Source organism: Pseudovibrio sp. M1P-2-3, assembly GCF_031501865.1.
Lineage (GTDB): Bacteria > Pseudomonadota > Alphaproteobacteria > Rhizobiales > Stappiaceae > Pseudovibrio > Pseudovibrio corallicola.
Genome location: NZ_JARRCW010000001.1, coordinates 2,204,545 through 2,224,842, shown reverse-complemented (window position 1 = coordinate 2,224,842; position 20,298 = coordinate 2,204,545). Strand labels below are relative to the sequence as shown.

At 47.0% G+C, this 20,298-nt stretch carries 15 protein-coding genes, 1 pseudogene and 1 riboswitch; of the genes and pseudogenes, 7 read left to right on the top strand and 9 right to left on the bottom strand.

From position 1 onward, the window contains the following. Window positions 1-98: 98 nt before the first annotated feature. The 5 genes from P6574_RS09615 to P6574_RS09595 form a co-directional block, all read right to left on the bottom strand. Entirely contained in the window at window positions 99-3,266 is a 3,168-nt protein-coding gene (locus P6574_RS09615; RefSeq protein ID WP_310620089.1) for an efflux RND transporter permease subunit, read from the bottom strand. A 47-nt stretch (window positions 3,267-3,313) separates the two neighbouring features. Then, window positions 3,314-4,504: an efflux RND transporter periplasmic adaptor subunit gene (locus P6574_RS09610; protein WP_310620088.1), complete on the bottom strand. Its 1,191-nt coding sequence runs from the start codon at window positions 4,502-4,504 to the stop codon at window positions 3,314-3,316. Window positions 4,505-4,697: 193 nt separating this feature from the next. After that, complete coding sequence (locus P6574_RS09605; RefSeq protein WP_310620087.1) at window positions 4,698-5,327, bottom strand: TetR/AcrR family transcriptional regulator; 630 nt, start codon at window positions 5,325-5,327, stop codon at window positions 4,698-4,700. A 670-nt stretch (window positions 5,328-5,997) separates the two neighbouring features. After that, a complete protein-coding gene (locus tag P6574_RS09600) occupies window positions 5,998-6,333 on the bottom strand; it encodes an MbtH family protein (protein ID WP_310620086.1) in 336 nt (111 codons plus the stop codon). Window positions 6,334-6,494: 161 nt separating this feature from the next. Further along, entirely contained in the window at window positions 6,495-6,896 is a 402-nt protein-coding gene (locus P6574_RS09595) for a transposase (protein WP_310620085.1), read from the bottom strand. Between the two features lie 337 nt (window positions 6,897-7,233). Here P6574_RS09595 and P6574_RS09590 point away from each other — a divergent pair, with 337 nt between their 5' ends. Further along, window positions 7,234-7,857, top strand: coding sequence for a hypothetical protein (locus P6574_RS09590; RefSeq protein ID WP_310620084.1), 624 nt, complete (start codon window positions 7,234-7,236; stop codon window positions 7,855-7,857). Between the two features lie 202 nt (window positions 7,858-8,059). Here P6574_RS09590 and P6574_RS09580 read toward each other — a convergent pair whose 3' ends face one another. The 4 genes from P6574_RS09580 to P6574_RS09565 form a co-directional block, all read right to left on the bottom strand. Beyond that, the gene (locus P6574_RS09580) at window positions 8,060-8,416 is read right to left on the bottom strand and encodes a beta/alpha barrel domain-containing protein (RefSeq protein ID WP_310620083.1); all 357 of its coding nucleotides are present in this window, start codon (window positions 8,414-8,416) and stop codon (window positions 8,060-8,062) included. 193 nt (window positions 8,417-8,609) lie between these two features. Further along, window positions 8,610-10,664, bottom strand: a complete 2,055-nt coding sequence (locus P6574_RS09575; protein WP_310620082.1) for a methyl-accepting chemotaxis protein — start codon at window positions 10,662-10,664, stop codon at window positions 8,610-8,612. Window positions 10,665-10,970: 306 nt separating this feature from the next. Beyond that, window positions 10,971-12,239, bottom strand: a complete 1,269-nt coding sequence (locus P6574_RS09570) for an NAD(P)-binding domain-containing protein (RefSeq protein ID WP_310620081.1) — start codon at window positions 12,237-12,239, stop codon at window positions 10,971-10,973. Between the two features lie 156 nt (window positions 12,240-12,395). Further along, on the bottom strand, window positions 12,396-14,084 hold the full coding sequence (locus tag P6574_RS09565; RefSeq protein WP_310620080.1) for a thiamine pyrophosphate-binding protein: 1,689 nt from the start codon (window positions 14,082-14,084) through the stop codon (window positions 12,396-12,398). 394 nt (window positions 14,085-14,478) lie between these two features. After that, window positions 14,479-14,599, top strand: a riboswitch (TPP riboswitch). 112 nt (window positions 14,600-14,711) lie between these two features. On the opposite strand from P6574_RS09565, the gene thiC reads away from it, so the two are divergent. The 6 genes and pseudogenes from thiC to P6574_RS09535 all read left to right on the top strand — a co-directional run bounded on the left by thiC (window position 14,712) and on the right by P6574_RS09535 (window position 20,159). Next, window positions 14,712-16,511 (top strand): phosphomethylpyrimidine synthase ThiC, encoded by a 1,800-nt coding sequence (gene thiC, locus P6574_RS09560; protein WP_310620079.1) that lies wholly within the window; start codon window positions 14,712-14,714, stop codon window positions 16,509-16,511. Then, entirely contained in the window at window positions 16,508-17,446 is a 939-nt protein-coding gene (locus P6574_RS09555) for an FAD-dependent oxidoreductase (RefSeq protein ID WP_310620078.1), read from the top strand. Before thiC ends, P6574_RS09555 begins: the two co-directional genes overlap by 4 nt. Continuing rightward, entirely contained in the window at window positions 17,446-17,643 is a 198-nt protein-coding gene (thiS, locus tag P6574_RS09550; protein ID WP_310620077.1) for a sulfur carrier protein ThiS, read from the top strand. Before P6574_RS09555 ends, thiS begins: the two co-directional genes overlap by 1 nt. A gap of 1 nt (window position 17,644) precedes the next feature. Continuing rightward, window positions 17,645-18,412: a thiazole synthase gene (locus tag P6574_RS09545; RefSeq protein ID WP_310620076.1), complete on the top strand. Its 768-nt coding sequence runs from the start codon at window positions 17,645-17,647 to the stop codon at window positions 18,410-18,412. Then, on the top strand, window positions 18,412-19,005 hold the full coding sequence (locus tag P6574_RS09540; protein ID WP_310620075.1) for a thiamine phosphate synthase: 594 nt from the start codon (window positions 18,412-18,414) through the stop codon (window positions 19,003-19,005). Before P6574_RS09545 ends, P6574_RS09540 begins: the two co-directional genes overlap by 1 nt. 126 nt (window positions 19,006-19,131) lie before the next feature. After that, window positions 19,132-20,159 (top strand): annotated as a pseudogene (locus P6574_RS09535) (IS110 family RNA-guided transposase). The last annotated feature ends 139 nt before the right edge of the window (window positions 20,160-20,298 follow it).

Below are 20,298 nucleotides of genomic sequence, written 5' to 3'. Positions count from 1 at the left end.
CATCCATTCCATCACAATCGGATAAATTTGAGTGATGCACAAGGTCACAGATCATACTCCGCTATGCGGAGTATGATCTAACTGTATATGTTACGTCGTTACGAGGTTTTACCTTCAATAGCGTCAGTCTTTTTCGTCATAGCATCCGCAGCTATGCGAACCAAAACATAGAAGACAGGCGTCAGGATAATACCGAAGAAAGTAACTCCAAGCATTCCGGAAAACACTGCTATGCCTATGGCCTGACGCATTTCGGCACCAGCTCCGCTGGATACGACTAGCGGTATCACACCCATTATAAAGGCAAAGGATGTCATTAAGATGGGCCGCAAGCGTAATCGGCTGGCTTCAACAGCTGCCTGAACAATACTACGTCCTTGATCTTCCAGATCTCTCGCAAACTCCACGATTAGAATAGCATTCTTCGATGCTAGCCCTGCTAACACAAATAAGCTTATCTGGGTGAAGATATTATTCGTTCCTCCCGACAAGTAAACACCAACAAGTGCCGCAAGAATACTCAAAGGCACAATCAGGATCACGGCCAGTGGCAAAGCCAGACTTTCGTACTGCGCTGCAAGAACCAAGTACACAAGCAAAATACAAAGAGGGAAGACGAATAGAGCAGAATTCCCTGCCAGTATTTGCTGGTAGGTAAGCTCGGTCCATTCAAACTCCATTCCGGGAGGTAAAGTTTCCTCAAGGATTTTCGTTATTGCCGCCTGTGCTTCACCGCTGGAGTAACCGGGCGCAGCATTGCCGTTCAGGTCTGCAGAGCGGAATGCATTATAGCGAGATGCCGTGTCCGGACCAAAGGTTTCAGTGACAGTAAGGACTGATCCGAGGGGAACCATGTTCCCGTCAAAGTTTCTAGTCTCCAGCTTTACAATATCCTCGGGCTTGGAGCGGAACTGCTTATCAGCTTGTGCGATTACCTGGTAGGTCCGTCCAAAGAGATTGAAGTCATTTACGTAACTTGAGCCAAGGTAGATTTGCATGGTTCTGAAAATTTCATCTACCGGAACGCCCAGTTGCAACGCTTTGGCTCGGTCGACATCTGCAAACAGTTGAGGCATGTTGATGTTGTAACTGGAAAATACACCTGTCAACTCAGGTGCTTGCCATGCTTTTTGCTGAACTTGCTTCATAACGTCGTCCAACGCTTGATAGCCTTTATCGGTCCGGTCCTGCACTTGTAATTTAAAGCCACCAAGTGTTCCTAGCCCTTGAACGGGAGGAGCAGGGAAAATGGCGATAAATGCATCACCAATACCTGCAAATTTTTGTTGGAGCTTCTGAGCAATCGCAATTCCGTTTAATGACGGATCTGTACGCTTGTCAAAATCGTCTAGAGTAACAAAAACGATCCCGGCGCTGGAGCTGTTCACGAACCCGTTAACAGATAAACCGGGGAATGCAACTGAACCGGCGACGCCTGGTTCCTCAAGAGCAACCTCGGACATTTTCCGGATGATTTTTTCAGTACGATCTAAGGTCGCACCTTGGGGCAACTGAGCAAAGCCAATGAGGTATTGCTTATCCTGCAAAGGAATAAAGCCTGAAGGAACCATCTGAAAGCTTTGATAGGTCGCGACTAAAAGAACAGCATAGATTGCCATCATAATACCCTTGCGACCAACAAATCCTGAAACGCCACGGGCATAGAAATTCGTAGACCAGCCGAAGAATTTGTTAAATCCTCGGAACAGCCAGCCGAATAGTTTATCCATGATACGGGTGAGTAAGTCCTTGGGGTGGTCACTTCCTTTGAGAAGTAAAGAGGCTAGGGCAGGGCTTAAGGTCAGTGAGTTTATTGTTGATATAACAGTTGCAATGGCGATTGTCAGCGCAAACTGCTTGTAAAACTGGCCAGTTAACCCGCTAAGGAATGCAATAGGAACAAAGACGCCGATAATTACAAGTGAAGTGGCTATGATTGGGCCAGTAACTTCTTTCATCGCCTGTATTGTTGCATCGCGTGGAGTAAGACCTTCGGCAATGTTGCGTTCAACATTTTCAACCACCACAATTGCATCATCAACTACGATCCCAATTGCAAGGATTAGACCAAATAGCGACAGAACATTAATTGAGAACCCGAGAAGCAACATTAATGCGAAGGTTCCAATTACGGATACCGGAACCGCAAGCAACGGAATAATTGATGCACGCCAGTTTTGCAAAAACAGAACAACAACGAGTACAACAAGAACGAGGGCTTCTAGAAGTGTCTTAATAACTGACTTGATTGAATCACGTACGAAAACAGTAGGGTCATAAACGATACTGTACTCAAGATCATCAGGAAAATTTTGAGATAATCTCTCCATTGTCGCACGCACGCCACTGGAGATATCTAGCGCATTTGCGCCTGGTGCAGCGAAGATAGGAATTGCGACTGCAGGTCTGTTGTTCAGCAAAGAACGAAGGGCGTATTGCTGGGCACCCATTTCTATGTGCGCGAGATCACCAAGGCGCACCACTGTTCCATCTGCATCGCGTTTAACGATGACTTCTGCAAACTCTTCAGCGGTTTGTAGGCGTCCTTTCACATCCACTGGTAACTGAATTTGAATGCCATCATTATATGGGGCGCCGCCAATTTGTCCTGCTGCAACTTGCACGTTTTGGCTGCGTATCGCATCAAGAACTTCTGATGCTGTCAGTTTCTTTTCTGCCACCTTTCCCGGGTTAAGCCAAATACGCATCGCGTAATCACCAGAACCGAAAAGTCCTACATCACCAATACCCTGTACTCTGGAAAGTTCATCTCTCACATTGAGAGTCGCGTAATTGCGAAGGTAGAGTGAATCGTAGCGATCATTGGGTGATCTGAGATGGACCACCATAGTCAAGTCAGGTGAGCTTTTAACGACAGTTACACCTTGCCGCTGAACGACTTCGGGTAGTCTGGGAAGCGCCTGTGAAACGCGATTTTGAATTTTCTGCTGGACGAGGTCCGGATCAGTTCCAATTGCAAATGTAATTGTAATGGACAGATTGCCGTCAGTTGTTGCCAAGGAATTCATGTAGAGCATACCCTCAACACCGTTGATCTGCTCTTCCAAGGGGGTGGCGACTGTACTGGCGATAACAGACGGGTTAGCGCCGGGAAACCTCGCTTTCACGACGATACTTGGGGGTTTTACATCAGGATACTCTGCTATGGGGAGCTGAAACATTGCGGCTAGGCCAGCAATGAAAATTAACATCGACAGCACGGCAGCAAAGATCGGGCGATCGACGAAAAATCGCGGAAATAACATTGAATTGTTCCGAAATTATGAAGGAGGTGACCCTCCTTCTTGTGATCTTAGTTAACTGCGGTCTGCGCAGTGTTTATCTTTCGTGGAGTCACGACCATACCCGGACGAACGCGCATTAACGCCTCTGAAACAACCAGATCTCCAGTCTTTAGACCCGACTGTACGACTCTCTTTCCATTTACTGATACGCCCAGTGAAATCTGTCGGTAGGTCACAGTGTTTTTCTCATCCACCACGTAAACGAATTTACGGTCTTGGTCCGTACCAATCTGATTTTCCCCAAGAAGGATCAGGTCTTTTTGTGAGACATCTGCAATGCGAACTTGAGCAAATAGACCTGGCAAAAGACTTCCATCTTTATTTTCAAAAATTGCGCGGGCGCGGATGGTACCGGTCAGAGGATCTGCCTGATTGTCAAAACTTTTAATTGTACCTTGGAAGACTTGTTCTTCAATTTCTCCAAAATCGACAAGAACTTCCACAGCTAAGCTGGAAAGAGGGTGCCCAGTTTTGGTGGCTGCACGCACCAGTCCGAGGTAGGTTCGCTCATCCACATCAAAGTCAGCAAAGATTTGTTGACTTGACACGATTGAAGTCAATAAAGGTGCGGTGGCGCCAGCTTGTGCGATATTACCTAAAGTTAACTCCGCTCGACTTACCCGACCACTTATCGGGGTCTTAACGAACGCCCTTTCAAGATTGATCTTGGCTTGTTGAAGGCGGGCTTCTGCACTTTTTTCGCGGCTTAAGGCCCCTGTGTGGTCTGTGATGCGCTCATCAACAATACTAGTTGCAAGATGCCCTCTTTTTACAAGATCCTCGCCGCGAGCGCGTTGTTTTGCGGCCAACGTCACAGAGTGCCTGGCAACTGCGAGCTCTGCTTCCGCCTCAGCAACAGCTGCTTTATAAGGTTCTGGGTCAATTACGAATAAAATATCACCTGCTGATACTTCCTGCCCATCTTCAAAACGTACTTCTTCAATAGTGCCGCTCACCTGAGGGCGCAGGTCGACGGTTTCAACGGCTGCAAGGCGCCCCGTGAATTCTTTCCAAATAATTTCTTGAGAGGGGACAACTGCGAAAACCGACACTGGTGGAGGGGGGGGGGCTGCATTTGCGCTATCTGCCAACGCTTCTCCACCAGATGGATTCATAAGCAAACTAATACTGGACGCTGCGAGTCCAATAGCAACAATAGATGCGCTCACCGTTGCCTTAAAACTAATTTTTGTACCCATCGCACTTCAACCTTCTACCATTTGGAACAAACCGATCGGTATGTCGAAGGCGCTAGGTAAATATCCTTCCACTAAAATTCAATAGTTAATTTAAAATTTTCACTAGTGTAATGTGCATATGATACACCAAAAGATTTATAACATTAAAAGTAATATAGTAAGAATAGTCAGTTATTTTATGGAGGGACATTATCTAAATATCATTTAAATTTCGCAATTCCTTTTTCAGGCCAACAATTCTGTAGGCACCATCTTTCAGGTCGTTTTGAATAACCTGCAAGCTGTTTTGAATTTTTCCGTATATCAAAAGCCCTTGAATGTAATGTTGTAACATTCTGGAGAGTTGATCAACATCAGGATCTCCCTCCAATGCCCCAGATTTTTTTAGGGCGAGGATCATTGCACTAGTATACTCCAGTCCGTGTTCGAAAATTTCTATTGCAGCTTGTTTTACCAAAGGTTCATTTGGTCCTGCTTGACCGCCGGAGGTGAAGTAGGGGCACCCAGCTATTTCCTCATCATTCTCCTTACTCAGAGTGCTTTGCTTATCGAGTAAATATTGGAGGTAATTATCAAGATGCTCCATTGCAGTGAGGGAACTGGCTGCTACCTCTTCTAACTCCTGCCTAGTTTCCTGCCAATAGTGGCGCGTGGCTGCAAGGTATAGTTCTGCTTTACTATTGAAATGATGATAAAATGCACCTTTGGTTACACCTGCTTGCTGGCAGATTTCATTCACCCCCACACCACAATAGTTACTTTGCCAGATGGCGCTAATAGCAGTGGTCATTAATCGGGCGCGTGTTTCCTCAGCGTTTTTCATGTGGCTCCTGCTTCGAATAGTGAATTTTCTTTTTATCGTATGAAACAAAACTCAGTCGAGCTGAAATATCGACATTTTTAAAATGCGTTCAAGTAGCTGATATAGTTTAGTAGAAGAATTTTCTTTATGAAGTACTTCGGAAATTGGCGTTAAGCCCCAATATATGACCCTTTCGCCATTCGCAAAACGGGCGTTGATGCAGGTGCAAAAATTAAATCTAGTCCCAGATTGCCTGAATGATTGGTAGGGGTGTAAACGCTCGGAAATCGTTACGTCTATGGATTCTTGCATTGATTTCGGGCGCATCAGTCACCTGTGTTTACTCGAACAATTGCGCTATTGAATCAACTTAAAATCATGTCATGCTTCCTGATACCCAAATCCAAATAACAGCCCGCCATCGAGGGGAAGTATGGTTCAGTGAAGCTTCCCGATCTCGCTTCAGAACTTAAGTTTACTGGCCTAATTATTATATTGAGACAAAACCCCCGGTCGAGCAATCTAAGCGCATGAAATACATAGATGGCAATGCCGCTCTAAGGCATGTTTGCAACAGAGCCATGCGAAGACACTCGGTTTTAGGTTATCAATCACCTATAGCGTTCGAGAGACAACAGATAAATATTGAGCCGGTGTCTCTCCACTTTTCTTCGACCAGTCCAGACTGTGCCTAGTGTTTTGTTGCTTTGGCGTCGTCTTTCTCTTCAGTCTCAGTCTCAACCACAACCTCGGCCTCCGTTTCAACGTCAACCACATCCCCGGCGTGAGCCTCCGCTTCAGCCTTTGCCTTGGCTTCAGCCTGAGCTTTATACTCTGCCATTCTTTTGCGCACCGATAAGGGCGTAATGTCTGGCCAAGCCTCTTCAACATACTCCAGACATTCGGCTTTGGTACCTGTGGGGCCAACTTGTTTCCAGCCTAGAGGAATCTCTTTAAAGGACGGCCATAGAGAATGTTGCTCTTCGTCATTTATCAAAACGATATATTCAAACTCGTCTTCATCCATTGAGAAATTCCTTATGCTAGTTACAAACTCTGGCAACTTGAGCTTACGCGAAAATCGCGGCTGAGCTATGACACAGGCTGCGTATTGGCGTAGGTCTACATTTGGTCTAACTTTGTGCCTATAAAGGTGAGCATTGTGTTTATAGCACGTTCTTACCAGTCCTAATTTTCCGTAGAAGCGTAAATTTTTACTAAAGCCTTTCGATATTTTGTAGAAACATATCCTGCGGCCTTGAAGTAAGTCCAGCACTCTTGTGGGGTGAAGAGGTCGCATATGTCTCCGATTGCGCTTATCAGCACCTCAAGGGTTCTGGCTTTCCTCTTTCTTAAGTGGGCATTGAGTTTTGAAGAGGCCTTTTCAATGGGATTGAGATCGGGAGAATAGGGCGGCAGAAATAGAAACCAACAGCCGGCATTGCCATAATTTATAAAACTCTTGCAATCCGGGTCGTGTTCATAGATGGCAATGTCGGGCGGGGTGTTAGTCCTGGAGGAATTCTCCCCCAAACGACTGCTGGAAATTTTCCCATTGTCGCAGCGCTTCTGTATTTGTTGAAGGGGCATACTTAACCCTGACAGATTATCTGAGGTCAATCCGCGCTGTGTTTGCCCGACCTTTTGAGCGGCGCTTCGAGACTTTGGCAGGTGAACAGGATCACTTGGATTTTGCCAGATGCCTAGGGGGGCATGGTCGCGCCAGCAAACGCGGGCAGTATTTGCTTAACCTTCGGTCAAGTTTCAACTGGTAGTTGCATATCTTGGCTACAGATCCAATCCTGAGCATATCTGGGTCCCGACTTAGGGTATTGCCCACGGCGTTTGGCTCTCTCACCGCTTGACCCACAAGACGCTGCTCTGGTGAAGGCTACCAAAGGGACGGCCTCCAAAATGTGCAATAAAAATGAGGTGCCCGAAATCAGGTTCACCTTCAAATTATCACGGGAGCAACTGGCAGACTACAGCTTTGGGTGTGAGTATCATAGCTACAAATGGCGGTCCCATTATGATGGGCCTCGGTGGGCGCAAATTTACCAGTGGTTGGAAATTTTTTGGAACCCTATTGGCCGCAGCAGTGCCGGTCGGCGGTTATATTTACGTTCTTTATCTTGCCAAGATCCCTGAAAATTCGTGGCTGCCAACAGTGTTTATTCTGGCGGTTGGTACCTATTCGTGCATCCTCTACACCGAACGCTGGTGGCGAAAATTTGCCACCGATAAGCTTGCCGCAATCCATCGGGCCACCCTTTGGCAAGAAGCCGTTGCCCTTGACCTCGTCTATCAGGTTCATATGACGCCGGCCCGGCTGGCGATCCGATGTGGGGATCAAGAATACCATGAGCTTAACTGGCAGGATTTAATGTATATCATTCCCCATCCAGAGAATTGCGTTCTTGTGACCACACTGTACATTTATGTCATTCCCAATACGGCGTTGCCGCTGCCCCGTGACGCCTTCACCACCCAGATCTCTGTATGGACCAAGGCTGCCACGACCCGAGCCACAGACAACCGGAACCCGTTTTAGTCCCACGCTCTGTTGCGATCTGCTGGAAAGTCTTCACATTGCTTCTGAGCCCGCGATAGATAGCGCTCTTGCTTTTCGCACTCATAAGCTCAGTCCCGTAAAATTAAGTTAGGCGGAACTTACACCAAGCGCCTCAAGGCTCTTCGGGGCCTAACACCCTTCGACTACATTACTAGACAATGGACACAAGAGCCGGACAGATTTATAAAACAACCACACCATCTCCTGGTGGGACTAAACATTTAGTACCCAGTGGAACTCCTTCTGCGCCAAGCATAAGCGCAGCGGCAAGTGCTTGCTCATAAGCAATGCCTCCAGCTGCAAGACGAGCTTCTTTCTTTAAGGACCCAATGATAAAACCCACACCAACTGGTGTACCCCTGACTATTTCAAACTGCTTTTCTAGCCAATCGGGGTCACCATAGCCACCACTAATTGGACCAAGTCCCCCCGTACGGCTCACTGCCGCAGCCAGCTCCACTGCAAAAGCCATTGGGGCACAAGTCATTGAATCGCGGGTAGTGAAAAGCTCAGGAAGCCGGCTAAGCGGAACTGGCATTTAGCCCCCCCCCCAAGTCCGGTTAGGGCCTTTAGCCAGTCTATCATAAAGATATTGGAAGTATAAACTTATTGCTTCGCAGCGTTCGAAAACGAATGTCAAACACTTAGCGATTACTCTCGGAAATTTATGACTAAACTTTGTGGGGCAAAGCCTCATATTTTAACTGTATATGAGGCTTTGACTGTCAAGTTTACGCTGCACGAACACGCGAAAGAAACTCACCAACTGCGGTCTTGAGTGTTTCAGATTGTTTCGATAATTCTTCAGCAGAACTGCTTACCTGACTGGAAGCGCTGCCGACTTCTTGCGCAGACCTGTTTACACCCTCAATCTTTTCGCTGACTTCATGTGTTCCATTGGCTGCCCCTTGTACACTCCGGGTAATCTCCTGTGTCGTTGCACCTTGTTCCTCCATTGCAGCAGCAACGGCGGTCGAGGTTTCATCAAGCTGGTCTATGACTTCCCGTATTTCCTGAATTGAATGGACTACAGTGTTGGTTCCGCTTTGAACCGCGTCGATTTGCTGGTTGATACTCTCGGTCGCCTTAGCTGTCTGATTAGCCAGCTCCTTCACTTCACTGGCAACAACCGCAAACCCTTTGCCCGCTTCACCAGCTCTTGCTGATTCAATAGTGGCATTAAGCGCTAGGAGGTTCGTTTGCTCGGCAATTTCTGAGATCATCTTCACAATTTCACCAATTTGATCTGTGGTATTGGCAAGCTCCGCAATTTTTCCGTCTGTTGCGCTTACAACCGAAACCGCATGCTTGGAGGCTGTGGATGCCTGTGCAACCTGTTCATTTATTTCCTTAATGGAGAAGGACATCTCTTCTGAAGCCGCTGCAACAGTCTGGACATTTGCTGAAGCTTCATGAGACGCCTGAGATACACTGGAAGCCTGCTGACTGGTCCCCTCGGAGATCGCTTCCATAGACTGGGATGTATTGCTTAGCTCTGTTGCCGCAGAGGACACAGCCTCGATTATCCTGCCGATATTGCTATCAAACTCATCGGCCAATGCAGCTATTGCAGCTGCTTTTTCCCGCTGCAAACGTGCCTCAGCCTCAGCCTGTTGTTTTTCTAGTTCGGCCTTTTTTATAGCATCATTTTTAAAAGTCTGGACGCATTTGACCATCTCGCCGATTTCATTTTTGTCAGCCACTGGTAGCGCCACTTCATGATCTCCTTGCGCCAATCTGGTCATCGCAGAAATGAGCGTAGAGAATGTGGTTCTGATAGTTCGTAAAACTGTTACAGTAATTAAGCTGCCCATAAAGAAAATCGACAACGCTAAGAAGATCATAAAGTTACGGCTAAACTCGGCTTTTACCTTCAAATCCCGAATTGCCCCAAGCAAATCTTTATCCAGTTCATCTTCAAAGGCCTTCAGCTTTTCGATTTTTCTGGTTAAAGTCTCAAACCATACCTCTCCAGTGATACCACCTAAATCTTCCCCCTTAACTGATGAAAGGGCCACATTCCTTAGATCCACAACATCTCGGAACTCCGGAGAGGTTAGTAGTTCTTCAAAGAGTGCTTTTTGCTTATAGTCAGCCATATTGAGAAAAACGGTATCATAGGTATTTTGAATGGTAATCAGGGATTTAAGCTTGTCCATTGCTTGAGGCGTAAAACCGCCGGAGGAAAATGCCCCTGAACCAACTGCCCGTTCAATTCCAGCGCGCTCTTTACTTTGTAAGAAACTTGTATAACTTTCAAACTTCAACAAGATAGTGGCGTTTTCGGCTAAAGCGCCCATTTCACCTATCAGTTCAAAGATTTGGCCGTTCAGCTCAGTGTAATACCCCAAGGCCTTGGTTAAAGACACCGATTGGTTATCTACTTGCTTCCTTAAGGCATTCATTTGCGTTAGCTCTTCCAAAACGAGCTTCAGATCCTTTTCAAACCTGGCACCAAAGGCTGCACTGTCGAACTCACGCAGAAAGGTTTTCAGCTCATTGCGCTTTTCATTTGTCCTTAGGCGTTGATCATCAAGAGTTTTTGCGAACTTCTCACCTTTACTGGCTAGAAAACCGGAGGTATTCCCGCGCTCTTTTTGTTGCTCGTGAACCAGTGTGCTCAGTTCCACTGCAAGATTTGTAAGATGTTCCAGCTTAACCATTGAGCGATTTTGCTCAATTTCCTGTAGAACCTGTAACCCCGAAAAAAGAGCCATAGCCACCATGGGAGGGATGGATATAACAATTATCAAGTGTGAGAGTTTTCTACGCGATAAAAAGCGCATCAGCAAAATCCAGTTAAATTGAGGTAATAAATTTAGGCTTGCTAATCGGAAAAGTGTTAATGATTACTTAAATTCTACTGATATTCTACAACCTTCCCCCTTGGATGAAAGTATAATAAACGAATGTATTAGCCAAACGAGTAGATAAAATAAGCTAATTGACCATAGTGAATACTTGATATGTGCATGCACTTAAATCGCGCCTAGGTCACTTACATTCCTATCACATACTCCAAGTTCTTTATTTTACGCGACTACTTTAACTTATGGGGGGGGCTAAAGTAAGAAAATATGGGCTTCAGGAACCTAAATAGGGTCGTTTGTTAATCCCTTGATGTCGTACGAGAATAAAAAATTACGATAATCTTCCTGATAATAACGTTTGTGTTCGTTAAGAGCGGTTAAGTATCCTCTCCAGTCAGTAGAGCAATTTCCGTTAAGCCGGCTCAATTTTTTGAAACTTTCAAATACTTTATCATGGTATTTTTTCAAATTTGCGGGATCTAATTGAAGGGCGCAGCCCTCATTGGCTAGTTCCCGCTTCATCTCTTCAATCGGTGGAAGCACAAGCTCTCTACTTAGAATTTTTGCACAATAAAGGCTTTGCAAGTGTACATAGGCAAAATGAACAGAAAACCGCGGCAAACCGAGAAAAATTAAGGTGGGATCTACTGGATAGAACATATTTAGATACAGCGGCCCAACGAAACGACCTCTTAATTCAACATCGGTCAAGGCATTCTGTAATAACGGAAAGCTATAAATATACCCAGTACAAAGAATGATGATGTCCACATTGGAAAGCACCGTGTTATCCTGAAGGTGGATGTTATTTCCTTCAACTTTCATAGGTCTTGCGTGTTGGCTTATATTGCGCATTTGCCCATAAATGCCTGATTTTGCAAAACACTTGTGCCCACTTGAAGGAAAAGTTCCACAAATATAGATCCGCCGTGCCCAAGCACTTAGGTCATGCGAGATATCCTGTGCCGAAACGCTGGCACCAATCAATACGATGCGTTGGCCTTTATAATGTTGTGGGAGGCGGTAGAACTGGGAGTGCGTAACCTTACCTGTAAAACTTTCCAAACCATCTATCTCAGGGACACTTGGAAAGCTATCCTTGCCAGTTGCTACAATGACATGTGAAAAAGCCTCTTCAGATTTTTCTGTTGTAACATGCCAACAGCCGCCCACCTTTTTTATATTTTTGACTGGCATGTTGAAGCTGATCATTGGAAGGATATTTTCCACGTTTACCGTGGCTTCCAAATAGTTCAAAACATCAAGACGTTGCGGAAATTGCGGTAAATCTTCAGGAAGTTTATAGTCACAGACCTGCATAGCACGTTTTGTGAGGTTTGTCCGAAGCTTGGGATACATAGCAGAGGAAATATATTGACTTTGTGTGCCCCGAATATCTACAGGTTCATCGATAACCTCTTCGTAAGCCCACTGACCACCTATGCAGTTTCTGGTCTCAAATATGGCTGCTACTATACCATGACGTTTGAGCTCAATAGCTGCAGAGATCCCTGTTGGGCCCGCCCCGACAATAGCAACTTTGAATACCATGAAGACCTCACTCCGATTATTGAGTTTATCGTGTTCATTTGCATCACGTTTTACACTTCAACTTATTATTTTGATCGAAAGTTGTGAGTATTCAAAGCCTGTTTTACTTACTATTTCTTCCGCATCAAAGAAGGAGGGTTAACAGTGTTACTGTTCCTAGATCATCTTAGGTGGTCGGCCGTTATTTTTGGCAACATAAGCACCCCATTGCGATAGCTTCTCGCTACAGTCATGACGGTCTACCACAACCTCAATCAAACTTACTCCACAATTGTTAAGCGCGGTTTGTATTGCCGTATCCAACTCACCAAGGGATGTAACTGTCATTCCCAGCCCCTGACCGTCTTCTGCGCTAAATACATCTACAAGCTTTGCATAGTTCCAGTTCTTAATAACATTATAACTGCCATCATGTATTTCTACTTCGATCGTATACCCGCCATTATTGACAAGGAAAATAATAGGATTGAGCTCATAGCGGATCATTGTAGAGAGCTCCTGTCCAGTCACCTGAAAAGAGCCATCACCAACTATTGCTACGACACGGCGCTTGGCATTGGAACCTACGGCATATCCCAAAGCGGCTCCAACCGACCAGCCGATAGAACCGTACTGCATCTGTATTTCAAAGCATGTACTATCAGGTAGTTTCAAAGCGGTTGCGTTGAACCATGTATCTCCAGTTTCAGCGATAAGAGCAAAGTTGGGTTGAAGCATATTTTGAATCCGGGAAAACAATGCCCGAGTTGTAACCTGTCCTTCCGGATCCGCCGCGACCTGAATTTGCGTAGGTTGGAAGTTTCGACGAAAAGCCTGCAGTGCCATCTCATTATGCACCAGTTTCTCACTCAGCTGGTCAAGAAAAGATTCCATAGACACAGGCCCGTAGGTTTGTCCTTCAACAACAATTCTGCCAGCATCAACCAATATCATCTTGGATCGATCCAGTAGCGCAGCATGGCCGACGGTACTGTAATCATTGAATCTCCCACCAGCTGCCAGAATCATATCTGAAGCTTCTATAATTTCTGCACATCCGCGTGAGCTGACAGGTCCCCAGTAGATGCCTATAAAATTATTATCACTTTCACGGTAAAAACTTTTTGCATCTGCCATCACTGCAGTCGCATATCCTGATACAGAAGACAGTTTATGAAAGGCGTCGATTGCGTTGAACGCACGTAAACGCGCTCCCCCAAGCAAAACAGGTTTTGTAGCATCATTTAACAGGCGTGCCGCATGCGATACCGCAGCAATACAGGCAGCCTCATCATTCTGACAGATCCTATCAAATTGTCGTGGCATAGCCGCAGACGTGATTGCAGAAGAAATGTTACAGGCAATTTCGATGTACACTGGCTTACGTTTCGTGAGGGCAACTTGAATCGCCTCATCTATTTGCCTAGGTGCCTCTCGTGGATCGATAATGACAGCATAAGCTGCCGTTACATTATTGTAGATACGCCTTTGATAGCCATAATCAATAGTTCCAAGTGTATGATGAAGAACTTCAGCTTCTGCAAGTGAATTGGTATTGGGAGCGCCAGAAACCACAATCAGTGGTAAATCCTCTGCAAAAGCACCTGCGACTGCATTTAGAGAACTTAACCCACCTACACTGTATGTCACAATGATGACACCGGGTGTTTGTGTTGCCCTTGCATAACCATCGGCAGCATAGCCAGCATTGAGTTCATTGCAGCAGCTGATCAATTGCAATCTCTCATTTGTAAGTAACTCATCAAGTAGGACAAGGTTGTAGTCTCCCGGCACTGTGAAGTAATGCGTTACACCTATTTGCTCCAAACGAGATGCAAGGTATCCCCCCACTGTTAAGTATGACATGACATATTTCCTTAATCTCATTAGAAACGCATCTAAGAAAATACTTCACATAGTCATTGTAGAATGTTGATAAATATATGATATATCGTCTTCAATGTGAAGTATATTTGATCATTTGTCAGTGTAGTACATGTCAGTCATCGGGCGCGATAATACTGTGCATGTACATCTTACTCACTTGCAATATGAACAAGCTAATTTAAGATATCCTTGCTGTACGATATTCTTCTGAGTTCTGTTGAGAGTGACTTAGTGTAATACTCACTATTTCCAATTTATGGATTTGAGTAGGCTTCCGAAGCTTGGAAATCAGTAAAACAAAATGGTTCAACAGTTCTTCACCGCTCTTAGGGGGAACTTGTCTTGACACTCATTCACATTCGTTCTAGCAAAACCACTTATGCAGGGGAGTCTCACCAAGGAGACTGAGAGGCTGACAGAGCAAATGCTCGGCGACGCGACCCTTTGAACCTGACCCAGTTGATACTGGCGGAGGAAGCACGGATCGCGTGGGGTGTTACAAAACCAGTGTAGAGTCCACGATCCAAACGGCAGAGTGTCTTCTGCAGTTTCCAGCCAAAATTCATCTGGTGTCTTTTTCGAGTTATGAACTTGAGGAGCACCATAATGACATTGTCCCAACCATCTATAACCACTGGGCGATTGCCCGCTTCGCAAAAAATTTATGTTAACGGTGAATTACACCCTGATATACGCGTCCCCATGCGAGAGATTTACGTTCACCTAACTGCCGGTGAACCTCCGCTTCCAGTTTATGATAGTTCTGGTCCATACACTGACCCTGAAGTACTGACGAATATTTCGGAAGGTTTACCAACCCTACGACAGAGCTGGATTGAAGCAAGAGGCGATACAGAAGAATATGAGGGACGCCATATCAAACCTGAAGACAATGGCTTTGCGAAAGGTGACCACCTTGTTGCTGATTTTCCGGTAAAACCACTCCCACGACGTGGTAAGGACGGACAACCTGTTACTCAGCTCGCTTATGCACGCGCAGGCGTGATCACACCGGAAATGGAGTTCGTCGCAATTCGTGAAAACCAATTACGAGAAACTCTACCCGAAGAGCGCTCAGGTAATGATTGGGGAGCCAATATTCCTGACTATGTAACACCGGAGTTTGTGCGCAAGGAAATTGCAGCAGGCCGCGCAATTATTCCCTCCAATATAAATCACCCAGAGAGCGAGCCGATGATTATTGGACGGAACTTTCTGGTCAAAATCAACGCTAACATGGGTACATCCGCCGTTACTTCCTCTATGGAAGAAGAGGTTGACAAGATGGTATGGGCGATCCGGTGGGGCGCGGATACCGTAATGGACTTATCTACCGGACGGAATATTCACAACACCCGAGAATGGATCATTCGTAACAGCCCTGTACCAATTGGGACTGTACCGCTTTATCAAGCTCTTGAAAAGGTGAATGGAATTGCCGAAAACTTAACCTGGGAAATTTTCCGTGATACCTTGATCGAGCAGGCAGAGCAGGGTGTAGACTATTTCACCATCCATGCTGGGGTGCGCCTGCATATGGTACCTATGACCGTTAACCGCGTTACTGGCATTGTATCACGCGGGGGCTCTATCATGGCAAAATGGTGTCTGCACCATCATAAGGAAAGTTTCCTCTATGAACACTTCTCCGAGATCTGCGATATTTGCCGACAGTATGATGTGGCCTTTTCATTGGGGGATGGCCTTCGTCCGGGGTCAATTGCTGATGCCAATGATGATGCTCAGTTTGCGGAGTTGGAAACACTTGGTGATCTGACAAAAATTGCCTGGGCCAGGGATTGTCAGGTAATGATCGAAGGACCAGGGCATGTGCCCATGCACAAGATTAAAGAGAATATGGATAAACAGCTGGAATGCTGCCAAGAAGCTCCTTTCTATACACTTGGCCCACTCACCACTGATATTGCCCCAGGTTATGATCACATCACTTCAGGTATTGGTGCTGCCATGATCGGCTGGTTCGGCTGTGCCATGCTTTGTTATGTCACGCCTAAAGAGCATTTAGGGTTACCAGATCGTGATGATGTCAAGACAGGTGTGATCACCTACAAGATTGCTGCCCATGCTGCAGATTTAGCTAAAGGCATACCAGGCGCTGGGCGCCGAGACGATGCCCTTTCCCGCGCGCGCTTTGAGTTCCGCTGGGAAGATCAGTTCAACCTGTCCCTCGATCCTGACACAGCCCGCGAGTTTCACGATCAGACTTTGCCTAAGGATGCGCACAAAGTTGCACATTTTTGCTCCATGTGTGGACCAAAGTTCTGCTCTATGCGGATCTCGCATGACATACGCGCGGAGGCCCAGAAGGAAGGCATGGAGGCCATGGCAGCAAAATTCCGCAAAGAAGGGGAACTTTATCTGCCACTTGCTGAGGTAGAGCAATGATTACGATTGCAGGAGCTGGCCTTGCCGGACTGGCTTGTGCCTTCGAGCTGGCAAAAAAGGGGGGGGCTGTCACCATCTATGAAAGAGGTGTAGCCCCAGGAGAGAAAAGCGTTGCCCGGTTTGCTGGAGGCATGCTCGCTCCCTATTGCGAACTAGAAAGCGCTGAAAAGGAAGTTGTGACACTTGGGAGGCAAGCTGCTGACTGGTGGTCGCAAATTACATCCGTCACTCAGCGGGGAACTCTGGTTGTGGCTCCGTCACGCGATCAAGCGGAATTGACACGATTTTCCCGGCGAACATCACACTTTGAATATGTTGATGGGCAAGTCATCAGCAAGCTTGAACCGGCCTTGGAAGGACGTTTCAACCGCGGACTCTTTTTCAAAGAGGAAGCTCACCTTGACCCAAGGCAGGCACTGATAGATCTCAGCGCAGCTGTTCAAAAGCTTGGTGTGGAGATTGTCTACGGGACAAACGCACCTGCCAAAACGGATATGGATTGTACTGCAACTGCAGCCAACCTTCCTAACTTACGCTCTGTGCGTGGGGAAATGGCTATTTTGCATTGTCCTGAGCTGGATTTGTCCCGAGTTGTTCGTCTGCTGCACCCCCGCATGCCACTGTATCTTGTACCGCGAGCAGATGGACTATTCATGATCGGCGGTACAATGATAGAAAGCGATTCTAAACGCCCGCCAACTCTACGTTCCTTAACCGAGATGATGAGTGCAGCCTTTACTATTCACCCAGCTTTTGCAGAAGCCAGTGTCGTGGAAATAGGGGCAGGGTTACGCCCTGCCTTTCCCGATAACCTGCCACGCCTTGTCGAACATATGGGGACCCTTCATCTCAACGGGCTTTATCGCCACGGTTTTTTACTTGCCCCAGCAATGGCGCAAAAAGCTTCAAAACATTTCTTAGTGGAGAGCCATTGATGAAGATCATCGTTAATGGAGAGTCTCGAAAAGCCACTGGAAACACCTTAGCTGATATCCTTGTAGAAATGGGCTTCACAGGTCCTGCAATAGCAACAGCTTTGAACGGCTATTTGGTTCCCCGCGAAAATTATCAGCACACCGTTATCGAGGAAGGTGACCAATTGGAAGTTCTCGCACCTATGCAAGGAGGGTGAAATGCAGCTATATGGCACAAAAGTAACTAAGCGCTTATTACTAGGGACAGCACAATACCCCTCTCCAGACATCTTAAAAAAAGCGATTACCATCAGTAAAACTGAGATTGTTACAGTTTCCCTTCGCCGTGAAACTGCCGGAGGTTCTGGAGCTGGTTTCTGGGAGTTATTAAAAACTAGTAACTGCAAAATTCTTCCCAATACCGCCGGATGTCACAGTGCAAGGGAAGCGGTTACAACAGCCCACATGGCCCGAGAATTATTTGGGACCAACTGGATTAAACTGGAGGTTATCGGTGATACTGATACGCTTCAGCCAGATGTATTCGAGCTCGTGGAAGCTGCAAAAATTCTCTGCGCAGACGGCTTTAAAGTTTTCCCCTACACAACTGATGACCTTGTCGTCGGTACTAAGCTTTTGGAGGCTGGGTGTGAGGTGCTAATGCCATGGGGGGCTCCCATCGGTTCGGGTCAGGGTCTGCGCGCCCCAGATGCGTTAAGGGCTATGCGCGCGCACTTTCCAGATACTCCGCTGATCGTCGATGCCGGTATCGGACGCCCTTCGGATGCAACAAGGGCTATGGAACTGGGTATGGATGCTGTTTTACTTAATACAGCAGTAGCCAAAGCGGGGGATCCCGTTTTAATGGCGTTAGCTATGGCACAAGCAATTGAGGCGGGGCGACTAGGGTATTCTGCCGATCCCATGGAGCCGCGTGACATGGCCGAGCCATCTACTCCAATTATTGGCATGGCGGAGTTGTTTTAATGGAACGCTTTTATTTAATTACCGAGCATGTGGACTGGATCGAGAGACTTGCACCCTTTGGAGTGAATCTGGTTCAGCTCAGGATAAAAGATCAACCGGAAGAAGAGGTCCGCCGCCAGATTGTAAAGGCCCGGGATTTTTGCAACCAGCAAGGCCTGCAACTTATCATCAACGATTACTGGGAGCTGGCTCTGGATCTCAGCTGTGACTTTGTCCACCTTGGACAAGAAGATATGGATAGCGCGGATTTTAAAGCCATCCGTAAAGCTGGAATGCGTTTTGGCCTTTCTACTCACGATGAGAGTGAGTTGGATCGTGCTTTATCATATACGCCGGAATATATTGCTCTGGGCCCAGTGTACCCAACTAAACTAAAGAAAATGAAATGGGCACCACAGGGCCTTGAACGTGTGAGACGCTGGAAGCAACTGGTAGGCAAAACACCTCTGGTAGCCATTGGGGGGATCACACCGAAGCGGCTTGCAGATGTATTTGCTTCGGGGGCCGATAGTGCTGCTGTTGTTACTGATATCCTGCGGGCAAGTGATCCGGTTTCTAGGACGAAGGAGTGGGTAAAAGCCTGTAAACAATAATCAGGCTTTATTCTCAGAGGACTTTTATGCGAACTCTTCGAAGGTAGTGATGGAATGGATGCCTCTCCCGGCGCATTTCTGCAATACTGAGCAGAGTGTAGCTTTTGGAAAAAGAGGGACGCAACCATGAAGAACCTTGCCGTTGTTGGAGTTGATTTATCAAAGAACGTCTTTCAACTGCATGGAGCCGCTGCAGACGGACATGTCGTGTTTTCAAAGAAGGTTTCTCGTGCGGGTTTTTGAAAGCTTTGGGTAAGCTGCCAACTTGTCCTGTCGCAATGGAGGCTTGTGCGAGTTCCCATTATTGGGGAAGAGAGGTGGGAAAGCTGGGGCTCGAGGTTCGCTTGATTGCGCCGATTTACGTCAAACCCTTTGTTAAGCGCCAGAAAAACGACGCCAACGATGCTTTTGCCATTGCCGAAGCCGCCGCCCGTCCCACCATGCGCTTTATGGAGGTCAAAAGCGAAATTCAACAGGCCCGTTCGATGGTGTTCCGCACCCGTGAGATTCTAGTGCGACAGCGAACCCAGATGATTAACGCGCTGCGGGCGCATTTGGCCGAACATGGACTGGTCGTCCCTCATGGCGCGGTCCATGTTGAGAAGCTGAGGCAGCGTCTTGAAGCGGATGGGGGACATCTTCCTGAGATTGTTCATGAAATGGCGAGGTTGTACTTTGAACAGATTGGCGAGCATACGCAAAAGATTAAGGTGCTTGAGAAAAAACTTCAGACATTGGCCAGAAACAGTGGTACGGCAAAAATTCTGCAAACCATTCCCGGGCTCGGCCCAATCACCGCGATAGCGATAGAGGCTTTTGCCCCCGCAATGGCCACGTTCAAGCGCGGGCGGGATTTCGCCGCTTGGCTGGGCCTGGTTCCCAAGCAGCACTCAACGGGGGGCAAAACGCGGCTTGGGAAGACGTCTAAAGCCGGCCAGCGTGATATTCGCAGGCTGCTGATTATTGGCGCGACAACAGTTATTTGGTGGGCCCGCAAAAAAGGCGCGCCCCGGCATCCGTGGCTTGAGGCCTTGCTGGCAAGAAAAGCTCCTCTGGTGGCCGCTGTGGCGCTGGCAAATAAAATGGCGCGAACAGTATGGGCAATGATAACAAAGGGAGAAACCTATCGAGATCCGGCAAGCATGGCTGTGTGAACGTGGCTTGTCTCGTCGGTAAGCCGGGAGGGATTGCAAGGGACATCTGACAGTTAAGGACCCAGGATCACTAAGATCGGATCAGGAAAACCAGTTTGCGACACGGAGCTTTGAGCTCGTGGTTATGATATTGGACCTG